The sequence below is a fragment of the Myxococcus sp. AM009 genome (assembly GCF_013372605.1).
In the GTDB taxonomy this organism is placed as follows: Bacteria; Myxococcota; Myxococcia; order Myxococcales; family Myxococcaceae; genus Myxococcus; species Myxococcus vastator.
Genome location: NZ_JABXEP010000120.1, coordinates 1 through 25976, shown reverse-complemented (window position 1 = coordinate 25976; position 25976 = coordinate 1). Strand labels below are relative to the sequence as shown.

The 25976-nt window shown below is 70.4% G+C and carries 23 protein-coding genes; 8 read left to right on the top strand and 15 right to left on the bottom strand.

Translation table 11 applies throughout. The annotated features are described in order from the left end of the window. The 3 genes from HV824_RS25585 to HV824_RS25575 all read left to right on the top strand — a co-directional run. On the top strand, positions 1 to 1302 hold a 1302-nt coding region (locus HV824_RS25585; protein WP_176424461.1), incomplete at its 5' end, for a pitrilysin family protein. After that, positions 1302 to 2909, top strand: a complete 1608-nt coding sequence (locus HV824_RS25580; protein WP_176424460.1) for a pitrilysin family protein — start codon at positions 1302 to 1304, stop codon at positions 2907 to 2909. The genes HV824_RS25585 and HV824_RS25580, both read left to right, overlap by 1 nt. 79 nt (positions 2910 to 2988) lie before the next feature. Beyond that, positions 2989 to 4866 carry an OmpA family protein gene (locus tag HV824_RS25575; protein ID WP_176417427.1) on the top strand — a complete coding sequence of 626 codons (1878 nt, stop codon included), beginning with the start codon at positions 2989 to 2991 and terminating at the stop codon, positions 4864 to 4866. 19 nt (positions 4867 to 4885) lie between these two features. Here the strand turns inward: HV824_RS25575 and HV824_RS25570 are convergent, their stop codons facing one another. Together HV824_RS25570 and HV824_RS25565 are read right to left on the bottom strand one after the other, a co-directional pair. Beyond that, positions 4886 to 5464 carry a TlpA disulfide reductase family protein gene (locus HV824_RS25570; RefSeq protein WP_176417426.1) on the bottom strand — a complete coding sequence of 193 codons (579 nt, stop codon included), beginning with the start codon at positions 5462 to 5464 and terminating at the stop codon, positions 4886 to 4888. Next, positions 5461 to 6537, bottom strand: a complete 1077-nt coding sequence (locus HV824_RS25565) for a CFI-box-CTERM domain-containing protein (RefSeq protein ID WP_176417425.1) — start codon at positions 6535 to 6537, stop codon at positions 5461 to 5463. Before HV824_RS25565 ends, HV824_RS25570 begins: the two co-directional genes overlap by 4 nt. Positions 6538 to 6632: 95 nt before the next feature. On the opposite strand from HV824_RS25565, the gene HV824_RS25560 reads away from it, so the two are divergent. The 3 genes from HV824_RS25560 (at position 6633) to HV824_RS25550 (ending at position 8685) form a co-directional block, all read left to right on the top strand. Further along, the gene (locus HV824_RS25560; protein WP_176417424.1) at positions 6633 to 6920 is read left to right on the top strand and encodes a hypothetical protein; all 288 of its coding nucleotides are present in this window, start codon (positions 6633 to 6635) and stop codon (positions 6918 to 6920) included. Between the two features lie 82 nt (positions 6921 to 7002). After that, entirely contained in the window at positions 7003 to 8262 is a 1260-nt protein-coding gene (locus HV824_RS25555; protein ID WP_176424459.1) for a trypsin-like peptidase domain-containing protein, read from the top strand. 156 nt (positions 8263 to 8418) lie between these two features. Continuing rightward, on the top strand, positions 8419 to 8685 hold the full coding sequence (locus HV824_RS25550) for a vegetative protein (RefSeq protein ID WP_163782665.1): 267 nt from the start codon (positions 8419 to 8421) through the stop codon (positions 8683 to 8685). Between the two features lie 37 nt (positions 8686 to 8722). On the opposite strand, the gene HV824_RS25545 is transcribed toward HV824_RS25550, so the two are convergent. After that, entirely contained in the window at positions 8723 to 9454 is a 732-nt protein-coding gene (locus HV824_RS25545; protein WP_176424458.1) for an RNA methyltransferase, read from the bottom strand. Between the two features lie 51 nt (positions 9455 to 9505). Here HV824_RS25545 and HV824_RS25540 point away from each other — a divergent pair, with 51 nt between their 5' ends. Beyond that, a complete protein-coding gene (locus HV824_RS25540; protein WP_176417421.1) occupies positions 9506 to 10093 on the top strand; it encodes a hypothetical protein in 588 nt (195 codons plus the stop codon). A 69-nt stretch (positions 10094 to 10162) separates the two neighbouring features. After that, on the top strand, positions 10163 to 11122 hold the full coding sequence (locus HV824_RS25535; protein WP_176424457.1) for a phosphoribosylaminoimidazolesuccinocarboxamide synthase: 960 nt from the start codon (positions 10163 to 10165) through the stop codon (positions 11120 to 11122). A 27-nt stretch (positions 11123 to 11149) separates the two neighbouring features. Here HV824_RS25535 and purB read toward each other — a convergent pair whose 3' ends face one another. The 12 genes from purB to infB form a co-directional block, all read right to left on the bottom strand. Then, a complete protein-coding gene (gene purB, locus HV824_RS25530) occupies positions 11150 to 12463 on the bottom strand; it encodes an adenylosuccinate lyase (RefSeq protein ID WP_176417419.1) in 1314 nt (437 codons plus the stop codon). Beyond that, entirely contained in the window at positions 12460 to 13404 is a 945-nt protein-coding gene (locus tag HV824_RS25525) for an ABC transporter substrate-binding protein (RefSeq protein WP_176417418.1), read from the bottom strand. The genes purB and HV824_RS25525 overlap by 4 nt, the downstream gene beginning before the upstream one ends. Further along, positions 13401 to 15944, bottom strand: a complete 2544-nt coding sequence (locus HV824_RS25520) for a bifunctional serine/threonine-protein kinase/formylglycine-generating enzyme family protein (RefSeq protein WP_176424456.1) — start codon at positions 15942 to 15944, stop codon at positions 13401 to 13403. Before HV824_RS25520 ends, HV824_RS25525 begins: the two co-directional genes overlap by 4 nt. Before the next feature lie 109 nt (positions 15945 to 16053). Continuing rightward, a complete protein-coding gene (gene dut / locus HV824_RS25515) occupies positions 16054 to 16509 on the bottom strand; it encodes a dUTP diphosphatase (RefSeq protein ID WP_176424455.1) in 456 nt (151 codons plus the stop codon). A gap of 67 nt (positions 16510 to 16576) precedes the next feature. Next, positions 16577 to 17587 (bottom strand): M23 family metallopeptidase, encoded by a 1011-nt coding sequence (locus HV824_RS25510; protein WP_176424454.1) that lies wholly within the window; start codon positions 17585 to 17587, stop codon positions 16577 to 16579. A gap of 6 nt (positions 17588 to 17593) precedes the next feature. Next, the gene (locus HV824_RS25505) at positions 17594 to 18391 is read right to left on the bottom strand and encodes a hypothetical protein (protein WP_176424453.1); all 798 of its coding nucleotides are present in this window, start codon (positions 18389 to 18391) and stop codon (positions 17594 to 17596) included. Positions 18392 to 18550: 159 nt separating this feature from the next. Continuing rightward, a complete protein-coding gene (pnp, locus tag HV824_RS25500; RefSeq protein WP_176417413.1) occupies positions 18551 to 20722 on the bottom strand; it encodes a polyribonucleotide nucleotidyltransferase in 2172 nt (723 codons plus the stop codon). 384 nt (positions 20723 to 21106) lie between these two features. After that, positions 21107 to 21376, bottom strand: a complete 270-nt coding sequence (rpsO, locus tag HV824_RS25495) for a 30S ribosomal protein S15 (protein WP_011552156.1) — start codon at positions 21374 to 21376, stop codon at positions 21107 to 21109. A gap of 210 nt (positions 21377 to 21586) precedes the next feature. After that, positions 21587 to 22456, bottom strand: a complete 870-nt coding sequence (gene truB / locus HV824_RS25490) for a tRNA pseudouridine(55) synthase TruB (RefSeq protein WP_176417412.1) — start codon at positions 22454 to 22456, stop codon at positions 21587 to 21589. 32 nt (positions 22457 to 22488) lie between these two features. Continuing rightward, positions 22489 to 22848 (bottom strand): 30S ribosome-binding factor RbfA, encoded by a 360-nt coding sequence (rbfA, locus tag HV824_RS25485; RefSeq protein ID WP_176417411.1) that lies wholly within the window; start codon positions 22846 to 22848, stop codon positions 22489 to 22491. After that, on the bottom strand, positions 22845 to 23453 hold the full coding sequence (locus tag HV824_RS25480) for a DUF503 domain-containing protein (protein WP_176417410.1): 609 nt from the start codon (positions 23451 to 23453) through the stop codon (positions 22845 to 22847). The genes rbfA and HV824_RS25480 overlap by 4 nt, the downstream gene beginning before the upstream one ends. 118 nt (positions 23454 to 23571) lie before the next feature. Continuing rightward, a partial coding sequence (gene infB, locus HV824_RS25475) for a translation initiation factor IF-2 (RefSeq protein WP_255208334.1) occupies positions 23572 to 25976 on the bottom strand: 2405 nt, incomplete at its 5' end.

Genomic DNA, 25976 nt, shown 5'->3' with positions numbered 1-25976 from the left:
GCCCCCACCCCGGCGTCGGACGCCTTCCCGTACACCCTCCAGACGGACACCCTGCCCAACGGCCTCACCGTGGTCCGCGTGCCCTACCCGTCCCGCGGCATCATCGCCTACGTCACCGTGGTCCGCGTGGGCTCGCGCAACGAGGTGGAGCCCGGCCGTACCGGCTTCGCCCACTTCTTCGAGCACATGATGTTCAAGGGCACGAAGACACACCCGGAAGGCGAGCGCGAGCGCATCCTCGGGAACTTCGGCTACGACGACAACGCCTTCACCACCGACGACATCACCCTCTACTACTCCTACGGACCCACCGCCGGCCTGCCCCAGCTCATCGAAATCGAGGCGGACCGCTTCCGGAACCTGGAGTACAGCGAGCCGTCCTTCCAGACGGAGGCGCTCGCCGTGCTCGGCGAGTACCACAAGAACGCCGCCGCCCCCTTCCTCAAGATGGAGGAGGAGCTCAACGCCGCGGCCTTCACCCGCCACACGTACCAACACACCACCATGGGCTTCTACAAGGACATCCAGGCGATGCCCCAGGCCTATGCGTACAGCCGCACCTTCTTCGAGCGCTGGTACACCCCCGACAACACCCTGCTCTTCATCATCGGCGACTTCGACGACGCCCAGGTCATGGAGCAGGTCCGCCAGCACTACGGCCCGTGGAATCGCAAGGCCGCCCAGGTCACCGTCCCCGCCGAGCCGCCCCAGCAGGGGGCTCGCACCGCCCACATCGACTGGCCGCAGCCCACGCAGCCCCGGCTGGTGATTGCGTGGCGCACGCCCGGCGCCGGCACCAGCCCGGAAGACGCCGCCATCCAGACGCTCCTCGTGGACTACCTGGCCGGCCCCACCAGCCCCGCCTACAAGCGGCTGGTGCTGGACAAGCAGCTCGTGGAGTCCATTGGCAGCGACTACGCCGAGCACCGCGACCCGCACCTCTTCACCCTCACCGCCACCCTCAAGGATGAGCGCCACCGCGCCGCCGTGCGCAAGACGCTGCTCCAGGAGGTCAGCCGGCTCGCCGCTGGCCGCGTGGACGCCGCGCGCCTCAAGGCCATCCAGGACCACGCCCGCTACGGCGCGCTCATGGCCCTGGAGACGCCTCGTGACGTGGGCATCCAGCTCGGCTGGTACGCCGGCGTCACCGGCTCGCCCGACGGTTTCCAGCGCCACCTGCAGAGCCTGCCCAGGGTGACGCCCGCGCAGCTGTCCGACTTCACCAAGCGCTACCTCACCGCCAACAAGTTCATCCTGCTCAGCCTCACCCCCAAGACGGACGCCCAGGGAGGGACGAAGTGATGAAGACCCGAGCACTCCTGTCCCTCACCGCCCTGCTGGGGCTCGCCGGCTGCGCCACCACGCCCCAGGCGCCGCCTCCCGCTGAGAAGGCGCCGGCGCCCGCCCAGGCCGCGGCGCCCGAGCCCGCCCCGCCGCCCGCGCGCCCGGAGGCCGTGCCCGCGACGCCGCTGCGCCAGCCCGAGCCCATGGAGCTGGTCGTCCTGGCGCGGCCGGACACCCCCATCGTCTCCTTCCGGCTCGTCTTCCACACCGGCTCCGTGGACGACCCGAAGGGCAAGGAGGGCCTCACCGCCCTCACCGCGCGGCTCATGGCGGAGGGCGGCACGCAGCAGCTCACCTCCTCGCAGCTCCTGGAGGCCCTGTACCCCATGGCCGCGGAGCTGGACGTCTTCGTGGACAAGGAGTTCACGACGTTCTCCGGCCGCGTCCACAAGGACTTCCTGGCGCGCTTCCAGGACCTCTTCACCGACGTGCTCCTGGCCCCGCGCCTGGACGCCGCCGAGTTGGAGCGCCTGCGCGCCAACGCCATCAGCGACGTGGAGAACGGCCTGCGCAGCGCCAACGACGAGGCGCTGGGCAAGGTCGCGCTGGACGCGCTCATCTACGAGGGCCACCCCTACGCGCACTTCACCGGCGGCACCGTGCAGGGGCTGAAGGCGATGACGTTGGAGGACGTGAAGGCCCACGCCCAGCGCGTCTTCACGCAGGACAGGCTCGTCATCGGCCTGGCGGGCGCGGTGGATGAAGCGCTCGCGCAGACGCTCCGCTCGCGCCTGTCCGCGCTGCCCGCGAAGGGCGCGCCGCGCGTGGCGCTGCCCGCCGTGCCGACGACGGCCGGCCGCACCGTCATCATCCAGAAGCCCACGCTCTCCACCGCCGTCAGCATGGGCTTCGTCAGCACCATCCGCCGCGGCGACCCGGACTTCTTCCCGGTGGCCTTCGCCATGTCCAACCTGGGCGAGCACCGTCAGTTCATTGGCGTGCTCTTCACCGAGCTGCGCGAGAAGCGCGGCCTCAACTACGGCGACTACGCCTACGCCGAGCACTTCATCGAGTCGCCCGGCACCACATACAACCGCACCAACATCGCGCGCACCCAGCAGGACCTGTCCCTGTGGATTCGGCCGGTGGTGCCCACCCACGGCGTGTTCGCCACGCGCGGCGCGGTGTTCTTCCTGGACCAGATGGTGAAGGAGGGCATCCCCCAGGAGCGCTTCGAGCTGATGCGCGGCTTCCTCCAGGGCTACACCCGCCTGTGGGAACAGACGGACCAGCGCCGGCTGGGCTACGCCATTGACGGGCGCTTCTACGGCACGCCCGACTTCCTGGAGCAGTACCGCCAGGCCATGTCGAAGATGACGCCGAAGTCCGTCCAGGAGGCGCTCCGCCGCCGCGTGCAGCCCGAGGCCCTCAACTTCGCCTTCGTCACCGAGGACGCGGAGGGGCTTGCCCAGGCGCTGCGCTCCGGCGCGCCGTCGCCCATCACCTACGCGTCCCCCAAGCCGGAGGCGCTGCTGACGCAGGACCAGGCCATCTCCTCGTCCAAGCTGCCCCTGCGCCCGGAGGCCATCCAGGTCATCCCCGCGCAGCAGTTCATGGAGAAATAACACCCGGCTGTAATCAACAGTGCCGGGGGGTGGGTCATTTCCTTCCACCCCCCGGAGTCGGGTGCTAAGAGCCTGAAACATGCGAGGCATCAGCTTGCGTGGCTCAGCCACCCGACTCGCCGTCCTGGGCCTGCTGCTGGCCTCGGTGGCTGCGCACGCCGACCACGACCCGTTCGCCCGCGGGTTCGACGCCGTTCCCGTCAAGGCCACCGCGGCCCAGCACAGCGGTATCGCGCTGGAAGGAACGAGCAACGCGCTGCCCGTTGGCAGCTTCCGCGCGGCGCTCCTGTTCGACTTCAACTGGCGCATCCTCTCCCTGAAGCTGGGCGACGAGAAGCTGGGCGACCTGCTGCCCTACCGGCTCGATGCGCACCTGCTGTTCGCCTATCAGCTCCATGAGCGCCTGGAGCTGGCGGTGGACCTGCCCGTCACGCTGCTCCAGGGTGACAACTTCCAGTTGCTGCGTGACGCGCTGGACGCCCCCAACTTCCCGGGCGCCGCGGGCGTGGGCCGCACCACGCTGGGCGACATCCGCCTGCTGCCGCGCGTCCACCTGCTGGACCGGGAGACGTTCCCGGTGGGCGTGTCGCTCGTCGCCGAGGTCCGGCTGCCCACCGGCAGCGCCTCCAGCTTCACCGGCGAGCGCGGCGTGCTCTGGGCGCCTCGCGTCGCGCTGGAGCAGCGGTTCACCTTCCTCCCCGTGCCCGTTCGCGTGCTCGGCAACGTGGGTGTGCGGCTGCGGCCCCATGCGCAGTACCTCAACCTGCTCGTCGATGACGAGCTGACGCTGGGCGCCGGCGCCATCGCCGAGCTGCCCAACATGGGCCGCTTCACGGACGTGGAGGCCGTGGCGGAGATGCACCTGGGCACCCCGCTGGTGCGCCCCTTCAACTTCGACCAGGCCGACACGCTCAAGACGCCGTGGGAGGCGCTGGTGGGCGCCCGCGCGAAGGTCTGGGGCAACTGGGGCATGGAGCTGAACGTCGGCCGCGGCATCAACCTGTCCAGCGGCTACGGCCGCGAGGCCCTGCGGGTGATGTTCGCGGTGCGCTACGACGAGACGTTCGTCGACTCGGACGGCGACGGCGTGCCCGACATCCGCGACCGCTGCCCCAACGAGCCCGAGGACAAGGACGGCTTCCAGGACGGCGACGGCTGCCCCGACCCGGACAACGACGGCGACGGGATTCCGGACGGCGAGGACGGCTGCGCCAACGAGAAGGGCCCCAAGCACACCAAGGGCTGCCCGGACCCGAACCACGACACGGACGGCGACGGCGTCGTCGACGGCGAGGACGCCTGCGTCGACAAGCCGGGCCCCAAGTCCAACAAGGGCTGCCCGGAGGACGAGAACGACGCGGACGGTGACGGCATCCCCGACCCGCTCGACAAGTGCCCGTACCAGCCCGGCCCGAAGGACTACGACGGCTGCCCGGACACCGACGGCGACGAGGTGCCCGACAACGAGGACGACTGCCCCGAGGAGTTCGGCCCGCCGGAGAACAACGGCTGCCCGTTCGACTCACCGCCCTACGTCGTCGTTGAATCGGACCGCATCCGCATCAAGGGCAACGTGCTCTTCGAGACGGGCTCCGCCGTCATCCAGAAGCGCTCCTACCCGCTGCTGGACGAGGTGGCGACGGTGCTGCGGAAGAACCCGACGCTGGGCCCCGTGCTCATCGAAGGCCACACCGACAACCGCGGCTCGCGCGCCCTCAACATGGGCCTGTCCGACCGCCGCGCGAAGTCCGTGCTCGACTACCTGGTGGCCAAGGGCATCGCGCGCAAGCGCCTCAGCTCCAAGGGCTTCGGCTTCAACAACCCGATTGCCACCAACGACACGGCGCTGGGCCGCGCGAAGAACCGGCGCGTCGACTTCCGGCTCGTTCGCTCGGAGGTGGAGACGGAGAAGAAGGAGACCGTCGTCCCGGCCGCGCCCCCAGAAAAGAAGCCCTGAGGCGGAAGGGCGGCGTGGCTCAGGGCTGCTTGAGCGCGCGCTCGATGCGGCGGCGGATGCCGTCCTCGGACAGCGCGCCTCGCTGCGCGTCCATCACCTTGCCCTCGCGGTCCAGGAAGTAGAGCGTCGGCAGCGCGCTGACCTGGAAGGCCCGCGCCACGTCGTCGTCCGCGTACACCACGTACGGCGCCAGGTCCGGCAGGTGGTTGCGCATGAAGGCCTCCACCAGCCTGGGCGCGCGGTCGCCGTCATCCCGGCTGGCCGCGACGAAGACGAGCCCCTGCGGCTCGTACTCCTTGGCCAGCTTCACCAGCGCCGGCATCTCCTCCCGGCACGGCGGGCACCAGGTGGCCCAGAAGTCCAGCATCACCACCTGGCCCTTCAGGTCCTCCAGCTTCAGCGTGCCGCCGCCATGGCGCGCCATCTCCATGGACGGCGCGGACGTCCCATCCGGCACCAGCCGGGCCCGCTGCGCCTCCAGCACGCCCAGGTACACCACGCCGCCCACGCCGAGCGCCCCCAACAGCCCCAGCACCACCTTCGTTCCGGCGCCCGCCTTCTCCGGGGCCGGAGGCGGAGCCCCGATGCTTTCCGTCACTGGAATCCACTCCTCGTCAGGCGGCCATGCACCCGCCGCAGCGCCCACCGCACACCCTCACGGGCCACCGGACGCCGCGACACCCACGCCGCCACGTCAGGGCCCCACCGATAGTAGCCCCGGATGAACACCCGGCCCGGCGCGCTCTTCCGCAGCACGTCGTCGCGGTAGGCGCGGAAGGCCACGAGCTCCGGCGCGCCGTCGCCGAACGCCACCGTGGCCACGAAGCACGAGGACGCCGGGCTCACCCACATGAGCCGCTGGTTGGTGAGGTTCACCACCGCCTTCAGCTCGCGCGCCTCCGTGTAGATGAAGGCCAGCAGGTCGCGCCGCGCCGAGGGGAACTCCTGGCCGCTGGCCTCCTCGAACTCGATGCGCGTGCTGCCCGTGGTGCCGACCTCGTCCACCGTGAAGAAGTACCGCTTGGAGCTGCGGCCGACCTCCACCTCCAGCCCGCGCAGCTCGCCGAAGTACGCCAGGAAGGGCGTGCGGCAGACCGGGCAGATGAAGCGGTTGTAGGCGTGGCTGGTGAGGAACGCGTAGTCCCCTACCCGCTTGCAGCCCATGTTCGGACACACCAGCTTCACGCCCGCCTGGGGCGCGTTGCGCGGGTCATAACGCGACACGCGCGAGCCCTTGTCGAACACCGGCGGCGGACGCGGCGGCGACGTCACCAGGTGGCGCGTCGGGTGCGCGGCGCGCTCCAGCTCCTGCGCCCGGCGCCAGGCCGTCTCCGCCGCCTCCAGCCGTCCGGCCGCCGTGTGGCAGAGCGCCTCGCCGTGGGCCAGCAGCGCGGCCACCAGCTTCTCCAGCGGGGCCACCGCCGAGCCATCCCGCCCCGCGGCCAGCGCCTCCGCCAGCACCCGCTCGACTTCGGGGAGCAGGGCCTGGGCGGCCTTGCGGGAAGGGTCCTCCGCGCGGCGGTACACCGGCGGTTCGGGGATACGGACGAAGAGGGCCGAGGCCGCCGCGCGCACCCGCTCCACCGCCGCGTCGCCACGCCCTACGTCCAGCTGCGCCGCCCGCTCACGGGCCGCCTGAAAGAGTTCTTCGGGTTGCAAGCGCGCGGACATTAAAGGGCCCACCCCGCGCTGTCAGCGCATTGGACACCGCCGCGGTCGGAAACTGGCCACGCCCGCCTTCTTGATGTACGAAGAGGTAGGAGGCTGTGAGCGTGAACGCATTGAAGTTCATCGTCTGGACGTGCTGTGCGGTGGGGCTCGGCGTCTTCCTGGCTTCGGGCAAGGTGGATGGCCGCACGCCGCTGAACCACATGGAGCGGGCGTGGAGCCGCTCGGTGAACCCGGCCGCGGTGGATCGGCTCAAGGACGGGCTGGAGGACGCGTACGAGGACGCCAAGGACGCCGTCGCCGGAAACAAGGATTCGTCGCCTCGTGAGCGCATCAGCGCCGAGGACCGTGCAGCGGTGAACCGCATCATCGCGCAGAAGAAGTAGTCCGCCGTCGGGCCCGCTTCCCCTGGCCTTCCCGCCTCCTTAGGTTGCACCGAAGGCGGATGGTCGGGGTGGAGGCGGGGCCATGGGCAGGGCGCGAGGCAAGAGTGTCATCCTGTTCGCCACGCTGGTGTGCGCGCTGGTGCTGCCAGCGCAAGCCACCGGCCGCGAGCGAAACCGGCTGTGGGTGGAGTCGCAGAACCGCGCGCTCCAGAAGCAACGCTCCACGCTGAGCGACGTCGCCCGGCGCGCCATGCCCTCCGTGGTGTCCATCACCACGCAGCAGGCCGCCGACATGCAGGCCGCCGCCGCTGGAGAAGACGCGCAGAAGGGCATCGGCTCCGGCTTCATCATCCATCCGGACGGCTACGTCCTCACCAGCGCGCACGTGGTGGAGGGCGCGGCGGAGGTCATCGTCTCCGTCCTGCACCCGCGTGGCTACGTGGAGGAGTTCGAGGCCATCATCGTGGGCGAGGACGCCCGCACCGACTGCGCGCTGCTGAAAATCGCCGCGCCCCGCAAGCTGCCCGTGCTGAAGCTGGCCTCCGCGTCACACGTGCGCTCGGCGGACTGGATTGTCGTCATCGGCAACCCGTTCGGGCTGGCGCACTCGGTGACGGTGGGCGTGGTCAGCTACATGGGCCGCACGGACGTGACGCCCAACGGGCGCGACGGCGACTTCGACTACATGCAGATGGACGCCTCCATCAACCCGGGCAACTCCGGCGGGCCGGTGTTGGACCTGCACGGCGACGTGGTGGCGGTGGCCAACGCCGTCAACGTGGCGGGCCAGGGCATCGGCTTCGCCATCCCCATCGACATCGCGAAGACGGTGATTCCGCACCTCAAGGCCCACGGCCGCGTGCGCCGCGGGTGGCTGGGCATGAGCGTGCAGGACTTCTCGCCCGAGGTGGCCGAGGCCTTCAACCTGCGGCGCGGCCGAGGGGTGGTGGTGACGGACATCGTCGAAGGCGGTCCGGCCGAGCGCGCGGGCCTGCAGGTGGGCGACGTCATCGTCAGGGTGGACCAGCGGAGCGTGCGCCGGGCGCATGCGCTGCGCTGGCAGGTGGCCGCCCGGGGCGTGGGCCGTGACGTGAAGTTCCAGGTCCACCGGCTGGGGCGCCCGATGAAGCTGACCCTCAAGCTGGACGAGATGCCCTCCGAGGAGGCGCCCCCGCCCACCATGGCCAGCACCGGGCCCGGGCGGCACGCGGGGGCCCCTCAGCCGGTGCTGGACGACCTGCTGTCGCCGGTGCCCCGCTCGAAGAGCCGCCAGGCGGCCCCGCCCTCGGGGGAAGCAGGCCCCGGGACAGGGGGTTCTGGACAAGACGCCCCCGCGCCCTGAAGTCCGGAGCGGGCCCGCCGCGGCCCCCTGGCTTCCCGGGCTCCTTGCGTTCGGGGGGCATGGGCGCTAGACAGTGCGCCTTTTTCCGTACCCTTGCGGCGGGTCCACCTCGGTGTGGCGCCGCGACTTCGCATCGTTTCGCAGGAGAGTTTCGCAATGGCCGAGGCCCAGACGACCCCGAAGCGCACCAGTTGGCCGCGTTTCGCCAAGAGCAATGGCAAGAAGGCGTGCACCGTGGAGGGCTGCAAGCGCCCCTACCGCGCCAAGAACTACTGCTACTTCCACTACAAGCAGTGGCGCCAGGGCGACCTGCCGCACAGCCGTTACCGCACCTGCTCCAAGCCGGAGTGCCGCGTGAAGACGTTCAAGGCCGGCCTGTGTGAGAAGCACCACGGCGAGGCCTTCAAGAAGGACGCGGCGTAGCCCGCGACTCGCCGTCGGCGCCGGGGTGGCCTCTTCCTCAGGGAGAGGCGCCCCGCGTCACCGCGCGCTCCAGGTGCTTGAAGGCCGTGAGCCACAGCTCCGCCTCGCGCTGGGTCAGCCGCGCTCGCATCAACGTCTGCTCCAGCTCGTTCAGCACATGCTGCGGCGCCTGCGGGTTGAGGAACTCCGCGCGCAGCATGACGTCCCGCATCCGCTTCGCCAGCGCCCCCAGCGTGCCCAGCTTCGCCCCCGGCGCCTCCTCCACCGCGGCCGTGGGCATGAGCCCCTGACGGTGGCAGAGGTACAGCAGCACCGCTGACGACTGCGCCAGGTTCATGGACGGCTGCACCGCCGACGTGGGAATCGCGAGCACGTCCGTGCACCGCGCCAGGTCTTCGTCGGACATGCCCCGCTGCTCGCCGCCGAAGACGAGCGCCACGCGTCCGCGCACGCTCTCCTCCGCCAGCCGCTGCATGGCCTCCTCTGGCGTCAGCACGGTGCGGCCCTTGAGCTGGGTACGAGAAGTCGTGCCCACCGCGTACACGCAGTCCTTCAGCGCTTCGCCCAGGTCGGACATCACCTCCATGCCCCGCAGGACGAAGTCACTCTTGACCGCGAGACGCTCCGCGCCCTCGATGGACTTCAGCACCGGCTCGGACAAAATCAGTCGTGAGTACCCGAAGTTGGCCATGATTCTGGCCACGGCGCCGAGGTTGTCGGTGGAACGCGTCTGATGAAGGACAACGGTAAGCTGCTCCCCTGGCCGCATGCGCTGAGTTTAGCTGGTTGATCCCGAAGCAGATCGGTATATTCCCCGTTGATGCGTCGCTGGCTCCCTGGGTTGCTCCTCTCTCTCGTGACGGTCCTCACCGCCTGTGGTGAGGTCGGTGCACCTGTCCGTGCCACGGTGAGCGCGCGGCAGGCCCTCACCAATCCGCCGGAGTTCCTCGAGTTCGAGTCTTCGTCGACGCGGCTGGAGCTCTTCCGCGAGGTGGCCCGGCAGTCCGTCGTTGAAGCCGGGCAAGCAGCCCAGGCCCTGGTCCTCTTCCCCGTCAGCCGTCAGGGCGAGCTGCTCGCCGCGCCGGGCTTCGACCCGAAGATGGACCTGTTCCAGGCCCCCGACGCGGGCGCGCCCTTGGAGCTGGTGTTCGAGTCTGGCGGAGAGCGTTGGCCGGATGACCGCCGCGAGGGCCTCCAGGGCCTCTCCGAGCGTGAAGCCGCGGAGCTGGTGGCCCGCACGCTGCTCGCCCACTGGGGCATCGCGCCGGACAGCGCGGTGCAGGTGGACCGGGCGTCGGGCGCGCCGTACGCGGTCGCTTACGTGGATGGAATCCTGCGCATCAACCCAGCTTTCCTCTACCTGGCAGCGGCGTACGGTCCTTCTTCCCTGCCCGCTTCGCTCCAGTAGAGTCGCGCGCCTCAAGTCAGGCCCTGTTGCCTCTCGCCCTTCCCGCGAGAGAGGGGCCGCGAGGCGACAGTGAATACCTCCGCACTTCACGCGCAGCTTCCCCTCACCCTCCAGCAGACGGACCTGCCCGCGCTCGGCCAGCACTACCGTGGCAAGGTTCGCGAGACGTACCGGCAGGATGACCGGCTCATCCTGGTGACGACGGACCGCCTGTCCGCGTTCGACCACATCCTCACCACCATCCCCTTCAAGGGCGAGGTGCTCAACCGGCTCTCTGCCTTCTGGTTCGAGCGCACGAAGCACATCGTCCCCAATCACGTGCTGGACGTGCCCGACGCCAACGTCACCGTGGCGCGCGCCTGTCAGCCCTTCGCCGTGGAGGTGGTGGTGCGCGGCTACCTCACCGGCAGCCTGTGGCGCGACTACCAGAAGGGCGCGCACACCGCCTACGGCCTGCCCTTCCCGGACGGCCTGCGCAAGGACGAGCCCTTCCCCGCCCCCATCATCACCCCGTCCACCAAGGCGGAGTACGGCCTGCACGACGAGCCCATCTCCGAACAGGCGCTGCTGGCGCGAGGGCTGGCCACGCCGCGTGACTGGGCGCGCATCTCCGAGGCCGCGCTGGGCCTCTTCGCCGAAGGGCAGCGGTGGGCGCGCACGCGAGGCCTCATCCTCGTGGACACCAAGTACGAGTTCGGCAAGGTGGGCGACACGCTCTACGTCATCGACGAGATGCACACCCCGGACTCCAGCCGCTACTGGGTGGCCGACGAGTACGAGGCGCGCTTCGCGAAGGGCGAAGCGCAGCGCATGCTGGACAAGGAGAACATCCGCCAGTGGCTCATCCGCGAGCGGAGCTTCTCCGGCCAGGGCACGCCGCCGCCCATCCCCGATGAGGTGCGCGTGGACCTGGCCGCGAAGTACGTGGCCGCCTACGAGCAGATTACGGGCACGACGCTGACGCTGGAGCCGGGCGACGTGAAGGCCCGCATCGAGCGCAACCTGCGTGAGAAGGGCTACCTGAAGTAGCCCCCCTCCGGCACCGGCACGGGGCGCCTACGCGCTCCGGCCGAAGACGCGCTGGAAGACGTCGTCCATGTGGCGCGTGTGGTAGCCCGGGGAGAAGCAGTCGGAAATCTCCTCGGGCGTCATCATCTTCCGCAGGTCCTCGTCCGCGAGCAGGGCCTGCCGGAAGTCGAGTCCTTCCTCGTACAGCTTCATCGCGTTGCGCTGGACGATGACGTAGGCGGCCTGCCGGTCCATGCCCTTGCGCGCCAGCTCCAACAAGAGGCGCTGCGAGTTCACCACGCCGCCCAGCAGGTCCAGGTTCTTCTTCATCTGCTCCGGGTAGACGCGCAGGTCCTCCATCAGCCGCGCGAAGCGGATGAGCATGAAGTCCGCGAGGATGGTGGCGTCCGGGCCGATGACGCGCTCCACGGAGGAGTGGGAGATGTCCCGCTCGTGCCACAGCGCCACGTCCTCCATGGCGCTCACCGCGTAGCCGCGCAGCAGGCGCGCCAGGCCGGTGAGGTTCTCCGACAGAATCGGGTTGCGCTTGTGCGGCATGGCGCTGGAGCCCTTCTGTCCCGCGGTGAAGGGCTCCTCCGCCTCACGCACCTCCGTGCGCTGGAGGTGGCGAATCTCCACGGCGAACTTCTCGATGCTCGAGCCCAGCAGCGCCAGCGCGGTGAAGAACTCCGCGTGCCTGTCCCGCTGCACCACCTGGCTGGAGGCCGGCGCGGGCTTGAGGCCCAGCTTGCGGCAGACGTGCTCCTCCACTGCTGGTGGCAGGTGCGCGAAGGTGCCCACCGCGCCGGAAATCTTCCCCACGGCGATGCTCTCACGCGCGTGCTCCAGGCGCGTGCGGGCGCGGCGCAGCTCGTCGTACCAGATGGCCAGCTTGTGGCCGAAGGTGATGGGCTCCGCGTGGATGCCGTGGCTGCGGCCCATCTGCAGCGTGTGCTTGTGCTCGAAGGCGCGCTTCTCCACCGCGGCCATGACGCGGTCCACATCCTTCAGGATGAGCTCCAGCGCGTCGCGCAGCGTGAGCGCCAGCGACGTGTCCAGCACGTCCGACGACGTCATGCCCAGGTGCAGCCAGCGCGCGCTGGGCCCCACCCGCTCCTCCATGAAGGTGAGGAAGGCGATGACGTCGTGCTTGGTGGTGCGCTCAATCTCCTCGATTTTCGCCGCGTCCTCGGGCGTGAAGTCGCCCGCGCGAGCAAGGCAGTCCCGCAGCGCCTCGCGGGGCGCAAGCCCGGCCTCCACCATGCCCTCCAGGGCGGCGAGCTCCACGTCGCGCCAACGACTGTAACGGGCCTCATCGGACCAGAGGGAGGACATCTCCTGACGGCTGTATCGCGGAATCACTCGTAGACCTTCACGGCAAAGTCCCGCCGCGCCGCGAGCCGGAGGAGTTCCAGCACGGCGTCGGAGGACGGACCCAACTTCCTGGCGGCGGTGAGATTGAGAGACAAGTCCAGCCCCTCGGGCTGAACCACCGCCAGCGCTCCTGGATTCACCTTCTCGTGGATGATGCGGTTGGCCAGCCGCCCGGCCTGCTGGCCAATGGCCGTGGGACTGGGCGAGAGCGCCAGCGTGGCCCCTTCCTTCACCTGGCTGGGCGTCAACGCGGCCAGCGGCACCCGGTGCGCCGTCGCGAAGGCGATGAGCGCCTGGACGACCGCCGCGTTGCCCACCGTCTTGTCCGCCACCATCAGCAGCGCGTCCACCTTGCCCACCGCGCCGTCCAACGCCTTCTCCGCCCGGCCCCCCGCCTTCATCTCCAGCGGGAGGATGGACATGCCCTTCGAGGCCGCCGCCGCGCGGGCCTGCGTCACCGTCCCCGCCGAGAACCGCGGGTCATGCAGGATGCCCACGCGCTTCACCTTCGGCGACATGGCCTTCAGCGCCTCCAGCTCCGGCCCCATGTCGCTGGTGAGGGAGATGCCGGTGACGTTGGCGCCATCCAGCCCGTACTTCTCGTAGTAGGGCACCATGGCGAAGAGGACGGGCACGTCCTCGCCCAGCGAGCGCCGTGCGGCGTTGGCGGCCAGGGGACCCAGGGCCAGCACCAGCGCGGGCTTCTGCGCCGCCAGCTTCTTGAAGAGCCGCGCGGCCGCGCCCGCGCTTTCGTCCAGCATGACCTCCTGCACCTCCGCCCGAGCCTCCGCCGCGAACCCGGCGATGACGGAGGCATACGGCGCCAGGTGGGCGGACTTCACCGCCACCACGCGGGGACGGGCCGGCTGCTGCGCCACGGCCACCGCCGGCAGCAGCGCGACGAGGAGCGCGACGACGCAGCCCTTCATTGCCGCACGCTCGCGCAGCAGCGGAAGCCCACCGCGTTCGAGCGCTCCGTGGGCACGCCGTTGCTCCGCGCCGAGCAGCGTGACGCCGGGTCCGGCTGGTCGAAGGCGCCGCCCTTCAGCGCGTAGCCCTGGCCGTCCAAGCGGGTGGACGTCCACTCCGCCGCGTTGCCCGCCAGGTCCATCACCGCGTAGCCCGACTTGCACCGCGCGAAGCGCCCGGAGACCGCCAGTCCCCCCGAGGCCGCCGCGGTGTTGCACGCGCCCACGGCCTGCTCCTCGCCGAAGGGGAACCGCGAGTTGCCAGGGCCCTTGCATGCCTTCTCCCATTCCTCTTCCGTGCAGAGCCGCTTGCCCTCGCGCTCGCACGCGCCCCGCGCCTCTTCCCAGGCCACGGCCACCTTCGGCGCCGCGCCAGCCTGGTTGGGGAACTCGTACTCATCCACGCAGAAGGAAGACACCTGGATGCTCGCGACGGGGCGCTCGTCCGGGCTGGCCAGTGCGTCGTCGTCGCTCCGGCCCATCTTGAAGGCCCCGCCACTCACCAGCCGCATGCCCGCGGGACATCCCCCCACGGGCGCCGCCACCGCGGCCGCGCCACCAGCCCCGGCAGCAGGCGCCTCGCCACGAGCCCCCTGCCCTCCGGACTTCTGCAGCGCCTTGATGGCCAGGAAGCCCCCGCCCGCGCCCAACGCCAGGCAGCCGAGGACGAGCAGCGCCAGCCTCAGCATCGAACGCTGGGGCTTCGCCGCGCGCGTGGCGGACCTGGTGAGCACCGCTCCGCGCGGCGCGGCGCGAGCGCTGGAGCCTTCCGACGGCTCACTCCGCTTCGCGCCGGAGCGAGCGCCCGGGTCCGACACCTCCGAACCCCGGCGGCGGGTGCGAACACCGGAGTCCTCGGAGGCACGGCCGCGGCCACGGCTGCCGGTGTCCTCGGCACCGCCTTCGCTCGAACGAGACGACGCCTCGTTCTGCGCGCCGTCGCGAGCCCGTGAACGGGAGCGGCCCACCGCGGGCGCGGCGTCCAGCGTGGGCGCGGCGGGGCGGCCCGTGGGCACCGCGGGCGCCTCGTCCAGGGTCATCGCGCTGGAGCGGCCATCCGTCACCGCGGGGGCGTCCACCTGCGTGGGCGCGGCGGAGCGGCTCAGCGCGGCCTCGGACTCCTGCGCGGACGCGGCGCCACGCGCGCTGGTGTCCTCGGAGTCCTTCCGCGCCGGCGCGGAGCGGGAGGGCACGGGCGGAGACGACACGGGCCGCGAAGCGCTTCCCTGCGCCGAAGGTGCCGCCTTCGCGGCGACGGGCGGCGCGATGAAGGGCAGCGCCTGCTCCGTCAGGTGCTGCGGCGCGGACGCAGACGCGGGCTTGCCTCGGCCCATGATGGCGGCCAGCGACGCCGCGTCCAGCGGCTGCGTGGCATCCACCGGCGGCGGCAGGTCCGGGATGGGCGCGGGCGGCTTGGGCGCGGCGACCCCGGGCGGCGGAGGCAGGTCCTCCTCCTGCACGGCCGGGAGCATGCCCGTGGGCACCGGAGGCGGAGGCCTCGCCGCCTGCCTCGCGGTGTTCGCGGCCGACGAGCCCGGAGGGGCCGGGAGGCTCCGCGCGCGCGACACCACCGCGGCCGGCGTGCGCGCCAGGATATTGGAGAACTCGGTGAGGAGCTCACCCGCCGTCTTCGGACGGGCCAGCGGGTTGAAGTTGAGCGCGCGCCGGTACAGCGCCTCGATGGAGGTCGGCAGGTCCGGGTGGTGCATCGTCAGGCCGGGGATGACGCCGTCCTCGGGCACGAGCCCGGTGAGCAGTTCCCCCACGATGACCGCGAGCGAGTACACGTCCATGCGCGTGTCCAGCTCGCCCCCGCCCACGTACTCCGGCGCGATGTAGACGTCCGCGCGCTGCCCCTTCTGGGCCTGCACGAAGGGCAGGTGTGGCACGGCCAGGCCCAGGCCGTAGTCCGTCACCTTGAGCAGGTCCGGCAGGACGATGACGTTCTCCGGCTTGAGGTCGGAGTGCGGCCCGAAGCGGTGCGCCGCGTCCAGGGCCGCCGCCATCTGCGACAGCAGCGGCTCCACTTCCTTCAGCGAGAAGAGCTGCCCCCGCGCGGTGCGCTGCTCCAGCATCCGGCGCAGCGTCATGCCCTCCAGCAGCTGTAGGGTGATGAAGGGCCGGTCCCCATCCACGCCCTCCTCGTACACGCGCAGGAGGTTCGGATGGCTGAGCTTCTTGGCCACGCGCATGGACAGCGAAAACTGCATGCGCTCCTCGGGCTGCTGCACCAGTCGCGGGTGCACGGCCTTGAGCGCCACTTCGACGTCAATCTCCTCGTCCAGGGCCCGGAAGACGAAGCCCATGGGCCCGGAGCCCACCACTTCCTGGATGGCGTAGCGGCCGGCGACGACGTCCCCTGGCTTGTAGGGTGCGCCGTCCGCGTTGCGCCGGCGAGCCGCCCCGGCGGGAGGACGCGCCGCGGCATCGTGCTTCAGCCCACAGGTGGGACAGGTGTCTTGGGAGGCAGGAACGAGGCTGCCGCAGCGGTAGCAGAGCAAAGCTGGCGTACTCCAGGAGGCAGTCGGGGGGCCACCTCGGGGGAAGGCCCAGCCTCTTATTCTGCACGCTCCCCTGTCATCAAGGAACGCCGAGCGCGGAAGTCAGCGACTAGCGGCCCGTGGACCCGAAGCCATTTCCACCCCGGGAGGTTTCCTCCAGTACCTCCACCTCCTGGAGGGCGACGGGTGGCACGGCGGCCACCACCAGCTGGGCCACGCGGTCGCCCCGACGCAGGGTGAAGGGCTCGTTGGAGAGGTTGACGAGGATGACCTGCACCTCTCCCCGGTAATCCGCGTCCACCGTCCCCGGCGCGTTGAGGAGGGTGACGCCATGCCGCAGCGCCAGGCCCGAGCGCGGACGCACCTGCCCTTCGTACCCAGCGGGTAGCGCGAGCGCGAGCCCGGTGGGCACCGCCAGCCGCTCCAGGGGCCCCAGCACCCGCTCCCCGTCGATGTCCGCGCGCAGGTCCAGGCCCGCGGCCTGTGCCGTCTCGTAGCGGGGAAGTGGCAGGGGCTCCGCATGGGTGCGCACGCGGCGCACCTTCACCGTGAGGGGGGAAGACATGCGCTGGGACTAACACAGCTGCCGCCGCCTCGTGCCACGGCGGCGTGACAACCTGGAGCGTCAGGCCTCATGGCGCGGCGCCCTTCGCCACGGACCGCAAGGCGGTGCGGAACTTCAGCGGGTCCATGGGCCGCGCCGCCAGCTCCAGTTGGTAGTGCAGGTGGGGGCCGGTGGAGCGGCCCGTGTTGCCCGAGTGCGCCACCCGCTCGCCCCGGCGCACGCGCTGCCCCACCTTCACCAGCAGCTCCGAGTTGTGACAGTACGCCGTCGTCACGCCCCGCCCGTGGTCCACCACCAGCACGCGGCCATTCACGGCGTCCTCGCTGGCACGCCGCACGACGCCGTCCGCCACCGCCACCACGGGCGTCCCCACCGGCACGCCCAGGTCCACGCCGGTGTGCAGCTTCCGGCGCCCCAGCACCGGGTGGAAGCGCTCGCCGAAGGGACTCGTCACACGCGCGCTCTCATGGACGGGCCACGCCAGCCCGAAGGCGGTGGCCAGCGCCAGGGCCTGTGCGGCGCCCACGGAGGCGTCCTCGAAGCCCGGCGGGAGCTGCCCCGACAGGCGCTCCAGCGTGGGCGCCCCACCCTCCGCCGCCACCCGCTCCAGCGCGTAGCGCGCGGGGACTCGGCCCGCGAAGAGCGCCGTGAGCCGGGCCTCCTCTCCTGGAAAGTCCTTGGCCAGCGCCGTGTGCAGGCTGCGCGCGGCCGCCGGGCCCGTCTGCGGGTCCAACAGCGACGCGGCGGGGACGCCCAACTCCGCGGCCAGCTCCAGCGCGGGCTGGCGGGCTCGCACCTGTGCGCCCTTGAGCGCCAGGTGGGTTCCCCAGGCCAGGGCCTCCGCATCCGTGAGGGCCCGCGACAGGGGCACGTCGGGAGCCACCAGCGGCGTTGACAACGAGGTGCCACTGACGCCGTCGTAGTACGCGAGCAAGGGCCGTGCGGTGCTGCGCGTCCCCGTGGCCCACGCCGTGGCCTTGCGCACCAGCGCGCCCGCGGGCGTGTGGTGGTACGCGGCCCACAAGCACAGCGCCGCCATGCAGAAGTCCAGCAGTCCTTTCGCCTGGCGCGGGAACATGGGCACCTACCGGAAGAAAGACAGCAAGGGCGTCGCATCCACCACTGCCGCCACGGCCAGCGGCACCACCACCGCGCAGCCCAAGAGCCCGCGCCGCAAGGCCGCCCTGCCCCCGGCTTCCTCACACACCGCGTCCGCGTGTTGAAGGTTGCGCAGCACCGCGCGCCACCCGAGCGAAACCAGGACGCCCACCAGCGAGGCCACCGCCAGCACCCGGGCCGCCACGTCCGCCGCGCCGTCCCCGAAGAGCTCACGCCAGGAGAGGTACACCGAGCCCTGGATGAGCCTGGCCACCGCGCACGCGCCCGCCAGCACCACGGCCGCCGTCGCGAGAGGCCGCAGCCACCGCATGGGCGTGGGCTTGCGCAGACACCGCGACCACAGCTGCCTCCACGTCGGACGCGCGGCCTGCTGGGGCTCCAGCACCGCGCGCCACGCCTCCGTTGGAACCGGTGCGGCCGCCTCGCGGTAGCCCAGCGCGGGCAGCGCCAGCACCACGTCCGCCGCCAGCTCCCACGCGAGCGCGAGGAAGCGCGCGATCCGGGTGCGCTGCTCCAGCGACACCCACTCCACCAGGGGCGCCGTCAGCGAAGAGCGACCCACGAGCGCGTCGAAGCCCGCGTCCACCCGGTCCACCAGCGCCAGCAGCCGTTCATCCAGCGTGTCCGCCGCCGAGTGCACCCCCACCGCCACCAACGCGACCAGCCCCAGCGGCATGAACGCCCAGCGGAAGGCCCCCAGGAAACGGGAGACGTCCGCCAGGAAGGGCGTGGACGACGAGGCGGGCGGTGGTCGAGGTGGCAAACAGCCTCCTTGCGGCTGGGGCTCGCTCCTCAACGCACGGCCCGTCTGGAAGTGTCTAAGCCACCCCGGCCCGAAACGAAAACACCCCCTCCCGCGCGGTGGCGGAAGGGGGCGTCATGAGCGCCGGGCGCCCCGTGAGGGAGCCCGGGCTTTCGGGCACTAGGCCTTGGCGTCCGGCTGCGTGGGCGCGGGCGCCGGCTGCGCGGCGGCCTCACCCGCGGCGGCGGCACCCTGCTGCGCGGTCCGCTCCGCCATGGCCTCCTTGCGCGACAGGCGAATCTTGCCCGTCTTGTCGATGCTGACGACCTTCACCAGCACCTCGTCGCCCTCGTTCAGCACGTCGGAGACGCTCTTGACGCGCTTGTCGGACAGCTCGGAGATGTGGATGAGGCCGTCGGTGCCCGGGAACAGCTCCACGAAGGCGCCGAACTCGGCGATCTTGCGCACCGTGCCCGTGTAGATCTTCCCGATTTCGGCCTCGCGGGTCAGCGCCTGAATCATCGCGATGGCGGCCTTCACGGCGTCGCCGTTCGCGCTGGCGATGTCCACGCGGCCCGAGTCCTCGATGTTAATCGCGGCACCGGTGCGGGCGATGATGTCCTTGATGACCTTGCCGCCCGGCCCGATGACGTTCTTGATGAACTCGGGACGAATCTGGATGGTGGTGATGCGCGGCGCGTACTGGCTGATTTCCTTGCGGGACTCGGCCAGCGTCTTGAGCATCTCCCCCAGGATGTGGAGGCGGCCCTGACGCGCCTGCTCCAGGGCGCGGCTCATGATCTCCGTCGTGAGGCCGGTAATCTTGATGTCCATCTGGATGGACGTGATGCCCTTCGAGGTGCCGCACACCTTGAAGTCCATGTCGCCCAGGTGGTCCTCGTCACCGAGGATGTCGGAGAGGATGGCAATCTTGTCGCCCTCCTTCACCAGACCCATGGCGATACCGGCCACCGGGGCCTTGAGCGGAACACCCGCGTCCATCAGCGCCAGCGTGCCGCCGCAGACGGAGGCCATGGACGAGGAGCCGTTGGACTCCAGGATGTCCGACACCAGGCGCACCGTGTACGGGAAGGACTCGCTCTTCGGAATCATGTTGCGCAGCGCGCGCTCCGCCAGCGCACCGTGGCCGACTTCACGGCGGCCCGGGCCACGCAGCGGCTTCGTCTCGTTCACGCTGAACGGCGGGAAGTTGTAGTGCAGCATGAAGCGCTTGAACGCCATGCCACCCAGCATCTCCAGGCGCTGCTCGTCATCGCTGGTGCCCAGCGTGGCGACCACGAGCGCCTGCGTCTCGCCGCGCGTGAAGACCGCGCTGCCGTGGGTGCGCGGGAGCACGCCCACCTCGCACGTAATCTGACGGACCACGTCGTGGCCACGGTCGCCGATGCGGCCACCGTTGACCGTCATCTCGCGCATGTGCTCGTACTTCAGGTCCTCCACCACCGACTTGGCGTGCTTCTCCACCACCGGGGTGTAGCCGTCGCCCAGCTGCTCCTTGAGCCTGGCGAGCGTCTCCTTCTTCGTCTTGCCGAGCGACTCGTAGCGCGCGCCCTTCTCCTTGATGCCGTAGCCCGCCTTGATGCCGTCCATGGCCAGCTCGCGCACCTTGGCGCGCAGGCCCTCGTCCACGGCGGCGGGCTTGTCGAAGGCGCGGACCTGCTTCTTCAGCTCGCGCCGCAGCTCGTCCTGCAGGTCCAGCGCGGGCTGCGCCGCCGTGAAGCCGAAGTCGAGCGCCGCGACCATGTCGGCCTCGGAGACCTCCTCCGCGCCACCCTCCACCATGACGATGGCCTTGCGGCTCACCGCCATGATCAGGTCCAGGTCACTCTGCTCACGCTGCTTCGCGGTGGGGTTGGCCACCAGCTGACCGCCGACGCGGCCCACGCGGATACCGGCGATGGGGCCATCAAACGGGATGTCCGACGCCCACAACGCCGCGGAGGCGCCGGTGAGGCCGTGGATGTCACCCTCGTTCTCCGGGTCGGAGGAGATGACGCTGGCGATGACCTGCGTCTCGTACGCGTAGCCTTCGGGGAAGAGCGGGCGGCAGGAGCGGTCAATCAGGCGGCTGGTCAGCGTCTCCTTCTCCGTGAGGCGACCCTCGCGCTTGAAGTAGCTGCCGGGGATGCGGCCAGCCGAATACAGCTTCTCCTGGTACTCCACCGTCAGGGGGAGGAAGTCGATGTCCTTCTTCTCCCGGGCGCTCACCGCCGTCACCAGCAGCATGGTGTCGCCATAGCGAACCACCACGGAACCGTCGGCCTGCTTCGCCAGACGGCCCACTTCAATGCTCAGCTCGCTCTCGCCAATCTTGACGCTCTTCTTCAACATGTCCGTGCCTCTGGATTCGTCAGGGCGAAGACCCCACCGCGCGCACCCGGTCCGAGAAATGGACCCGGCACCCCGGGAGGGTCCTCGGGGTGTTTGAGCGGTCACCAGGGCCTCAAGACAGGCGCCAGTTGAGGCAACCGCCAGCATGTACTGCGGAGGGCGCTTGCGGAGCGCCGGAGGGATGTCTCGGAACTTTTGATCCCTGGTCGCAGGGGCCGACCGCAGTCAGCCCCTCCGAACGGAAACCAAAACCTCCGCAGCCACCACTCCCTTGCCCGCCTCCACCCACCGCGCTTCGACTGCTTCACTTCACTGCATGACTGCCTACGTCTTAAACGCGCGGGGCGCTGGTTTCTGCCAGCGCCCCGGGTCCTGCTCAACTGCCTACTTGCGGATGCCGAGGCCGTCGATGAGCTTCTTGTACCGCGCGACGTCCTTGGACTTCAGGTAGTCCAGCAGGCGGCGGCGCTGACCGACCAACTTCAGCAGACCGCGGCGGGAGTGGTGGTCCTTCTTGTGCGTCTTGAAGTGCTCGGTGAGCATGGTGATGCGCTCGGACAGCAGCGCCACCTGGACCTCGGGGGAACCCGTGTCCGACTCGTGGGTCCGGAACTTCGACACCAGCTCCGACTTACGCTCCTGGTGCAGCGACATGAGGCTCTTCCTTGCCCGCTCCGGTGGAGGTTGCTGCTCGCGTCACCACGGTCCGCGGAGGGGTACAGACCGGGTGCATCCTTCTAACGAGCGGGGGGGCTTATAAGCTTCACCCCCCGTGGGGTCAACCATCGACGCCTGCCCGCCAGCCCCGGAAAGTCCGGGACCGTGAGGAGACGTACAGCCACAACCCCACGAAAAATCCCGGCGTTACACCAGGACGCGCAGGTAGCGCAGGCGGCCACCCGCCACTTCGGCCACCGCCAGCAACGCGTCGTCCGGGCCCATGACGCGCACCCGTCCGGCCTTCCCAGCGGGGACCTCCACCGGGACGCCGTGGGAGACGCGCCTGGCGTCGGCGGCGCTCACCCGCACCTCCGGCAGCTCCACCAGCGCATGCGACATGGTCATCAGCCGGCTGGCCAGCGCGCCCTCCTTCAGCAGCGTCGGCACGTCCGCCAGCGGCAGCGCCTGCGCCAGGGAGAAGGGACCACTGGCGGTACGCCGCAGCGCCTCCAGGTGGGCTCCACAGCCCAGCGCCCGGCCCACCTCCTGGGCCAGGGTGCGCACGAAGAAGCCCTTGGAGCAGCGCACCGACAGCTGCAGGCGCTCCGCGGAGAAGTCCCGCAGCACCAGCTCGTACACCGTCACCTGGCGGGCGGCGCGCTCCACTTCCTCGCCCGCACGGGCCAGCTCGTAGAGCCGCTTCCCACCCACCTTGACCGCCGAATACATGGGCGGAATCTGGTCGAAGGTGCCCCGGAAGCGCGCCAGCGCGGCCTCAATCAAGGCGGGCGTCAGCGCCGGCACGGGCGCCTGCGCCGTCACCTGCCCTTGCGCGTCCAGGGTGTCCGTCTCCGAGCCCAGACGCACCGTGGCGTCGTAGGCCTTGTCGCCCTCGGTGATGAAGCCCGCGACCTTGGTGGCTTCCCCCAGGCAGAGCGGCAGCACTCCGGTGGCCAGCGGGTCCAGCGTCCCCGTGTGGCCCACCTTCTTCAGGCGAAGCAGCGAACGCACCTGGCGGACCACGTCGAACGACGTGGGGCCGGTGGGCTTGTCAATGACGAGGACGCCGTCCATGGCACGCCAATCGTGGAGGCCCGGGGCTGGACCTACCAGCCTTCCTTGTTGCGGACCTCGCGCAGCAGCCGGTCAATCTTGTCACCTTCACCCACCGATTCGTCGAAGGAGAAGTAGATTTCCGGCGACACGCGCAGGTTGACGGCGGACGTCACCTCGCGGCGCACGAAGCCCTTGGCGGCTTCCAGGCCCTGCTGCGTGTCCGCCCGCTCCTGCTCGCTGCCCATCATCGAATAGAAGACACGGGCCACGCGAAGGTCCGGGGAGACCTTCACGCCGGTGATGGTGATGAAGCCGATGCGCGGGTCCCTCAGCATGCCCCGGGTGAGCAAGTCACCAATGGCCGCCTGGATTTCCTGCCCCACGCGCTCCGGTCGGGAATGCGTCGTCATTTCTTCTCCCAGTCTCGCGGGTTGCGCAGGGAGCGGGCCCGAGCCCGCGCCTCGTCGAACGTCATCCGTCCACCGCTCGACGGAGACGGGCGGCCCGTGCCGCCGTCCATGCCGCCTTCATGGCGGCTTTCCCACTCTCCCAACCCCTCCGCCTCCGCGAGCGAGCCACGCTCGCCGCGCAGGAAGCGGGCAATGGCGGCCTCCGACTGCGCCGCCGCCTGCTCCGGGGAAAGGTCCAACGCCTCCGCGCCCTCATCCACGGCCCGCGCCGAGAAGGAACCTCGCGAGGCCGCCTGGCCACCCGCGAAGAGCTGGTCCCCGAAGCCGAGGATTTCCGTCTCCCGCGACAACAGCGGGGCGACATACATCTCCTCGACGAAGTGGATGACCTTCTCCAACTGCTCGTCCACGTGGCGACGCTCGTTGCCCACCACCGCGAGCGCCAGCGAGGCCTTCTGCCAGAGGTCCTGGTCATCGACCTCGGCCACCGCCACGTTGAAGCGGGCCTTGAGCCGGTCCGTCACCCGGCGGAGCACCTGCCGCTTGGACTTCAGCGAGCCGCTGTCCGGAATCTGCAGGGTGAGGCGTGCGACACCTACGAACATAAAAGTCCCCCATTGCCACGGGTAGCCCCGCCCGACGGCGGAGGCAACCCGGGCATCAGCACCCTGGGAAGATGGGGTCTTCCCAGGGTTTCAGGGAGGCGCCGGGGCTCTCCTGCAACTAGGAGAGGCTCTGCCGAGTCTCTTCGATCTCGTAGGCCTCGATGATGTCGCCCGGCTTGAGGTCGTTGAAGCTCTCGATGCCGATACCGCACTCGAAGCCCTGAGCGACTTCCTTGACGTCGTCCTTGAAGCGCCGCAGCGACGCCATCTTCCCGGAGAACAGCTGCTTGTTCTCGCGCATGAGACGGACGAAGGCGCCGCGCTTCATGACACCGTCCAGCACCGCCGCACCAGCGATGGTGCCCAGCCGCGGCACGTTGAAGGTGTTGCGCACCTCCGCACGGCCCAGCTTGCGCTCGGTGCGGATGGGCTCCAGCAGGCCCTCCATCTCCAACCGAACCCCGTCGATGAGCTCGTAGATGATGGAGTAGCTCTTGAGCACCACTTCCTGGGCCTTGGCCGCGGCCTCCGCCCCGGACTCCGGGTTGACGTTGAAGCCCAGCACGACGCCCTTGGAGGCCGCCGCCCGCATCACGTCACCTTCGGTGATGGCGCCCACGCCGGAGTGGACCACCTCCACCTTGACCTTGTGGGTGGCGAGCTTCTGGACGGCCTGCTTGACGGCCTCGGCCGAGCCCTGCACGTCCGCCTTGATGACGACGCGCAGCTCCTTGGGACCGCCGCCCGCCTTCGTCTTGGCGAACAGCTGCTCCAGGGACTCGCGGCTGACCTTGGACAGCTCGGTCTGCCGCTCCTTCATGTTGCGGTGCTCGGCGATCTGCTTGGCCGCCTTCTCGTCCGCCACCACGTTGATGGCGTCACCCGCGCTCGGCACACCGGACAGGCCGACGACCTCGGCGCAGTAGCCCGGCTTCACTTCCTTCACCTGCTCGCCGCGGCTGTTCGTCATCGCGCGGACGCGGCCGTAGTGCGAACCGGTGACGACGGCGTCACCCAGCTTCAGCGTGCCTTCCTGCACCAGCACCGTGGCGACCGGGCCACGGCCGCGGTCCAGCTTGGCCTCGATGATGGCGCCCACCGACGGGCGGCTCGGGTTGGAGGTCAGCTCGAGCACCTCGGCCTGGAGGGCCAGGTTCTCCAGCAGGAGCTCCAGGTTCTCCTTCGTCTTCGCGGAGACGGGAACCATGATGGTCTCCCCGCCCCACTCTTCCGGCACGAGCTCGTGGGTGGCCAGGTCCTTCTTCACGCGGTCCAGGTTCGCGCCCGGCACGTCGATCTTGTTGATGGCGACGACGATGGGAACCTCCGCCGCCTTCGCGTGCTTGATGGCCTCCGCCGTCTGGGGCATCACGCCGTCATCCGCCGCCACCACCAGCACCACGATGTCCGTCACGTCGGCGCCACGGGCGCGCATGGACGTGAAGGCCTCGTGGCCCGGCGTGTCGAGGAACGTCACGTCTCCCCGGGCGGTGGTGATGCTGTACGCGCCGATGTGCTGGGTGATGCCACCCGCCTCGCCCATCGCGACGTTGGCCTTCCGGATGGCGTCCAGGAGGCTCGTCTTGCCGTGGTCGACGTGGCCCATGATGGTGACGACCGGCGGACGGGGACGCTCGTTCTCGGGACGGACCTCCACCTCGGGCAGGTAGTCCTCCACCTCGAAGCCGACGCGGTCGATCTTCCAGCCGTAGTCGCCAGCGACCATCTCCGCGGTGTCCGCGTCCACCATCTGGTTGGCCGTGGCCATCTTCCCCATGCCCATCAGCTTCTTGATGAGCTCGGCGCTGCGCACACCCATGCGCTGGCCCAGGTCGGACACGGAGATGCCCTCCTGCAGCTTGATGACCTTCTTCTCCTCGGCCATCTGGGTGATCTGCGTCTTGGCGCCCTTCTTCGTGGGCTTGCGCTTCTTGCCACGGATGGGGATGGTGACGCGGCCCCAGACCATGTCCGTCAGTTCCTGCTTGGACACGCTCTGCGTATCACCGGTGGTGCGCTTGCGCTGGCCACGCTCCTTGTTCTTGGAGACGTCCACCAGCTCGCGGCCGCGGCCCAGGTGGTCCGGAACCACCTTGTACTCACGCCGCTCGGGGATGCCCGTGCGGCCCGGCGCCATGGGGTACTGCTTGGCCTGACCGGCCGTGGGCGTCACGCGGCGCACCTGGATGAGCGGGCGCGAGATGACGACGGCCTGGGTCGCCGTGGGACGGGCCGCGCCCGTGGGCGACACCTGAGCGTGCGGCACGCCGCCGACCATGATGGTGGGGCCCTGAGGTATCGGCGAGGCCGAGGCCGAGGCCTGCACTCCCGTGCCAGGCGCCGCGGTCGGACGCACCGGCCCCTGGCCGGGACGCCCTGCGCCCTGGTAGGAGCCCGGCCCCTGGTAGGACGGACGGCCGCCCGGACCACCGGGACGCCCACCCGGGCCGCCCGGACCACCGGGACGCCCACCCGGGACGCCCGGACCACCGGGACGCCCACCCGGGACGCCCGGACCACCGG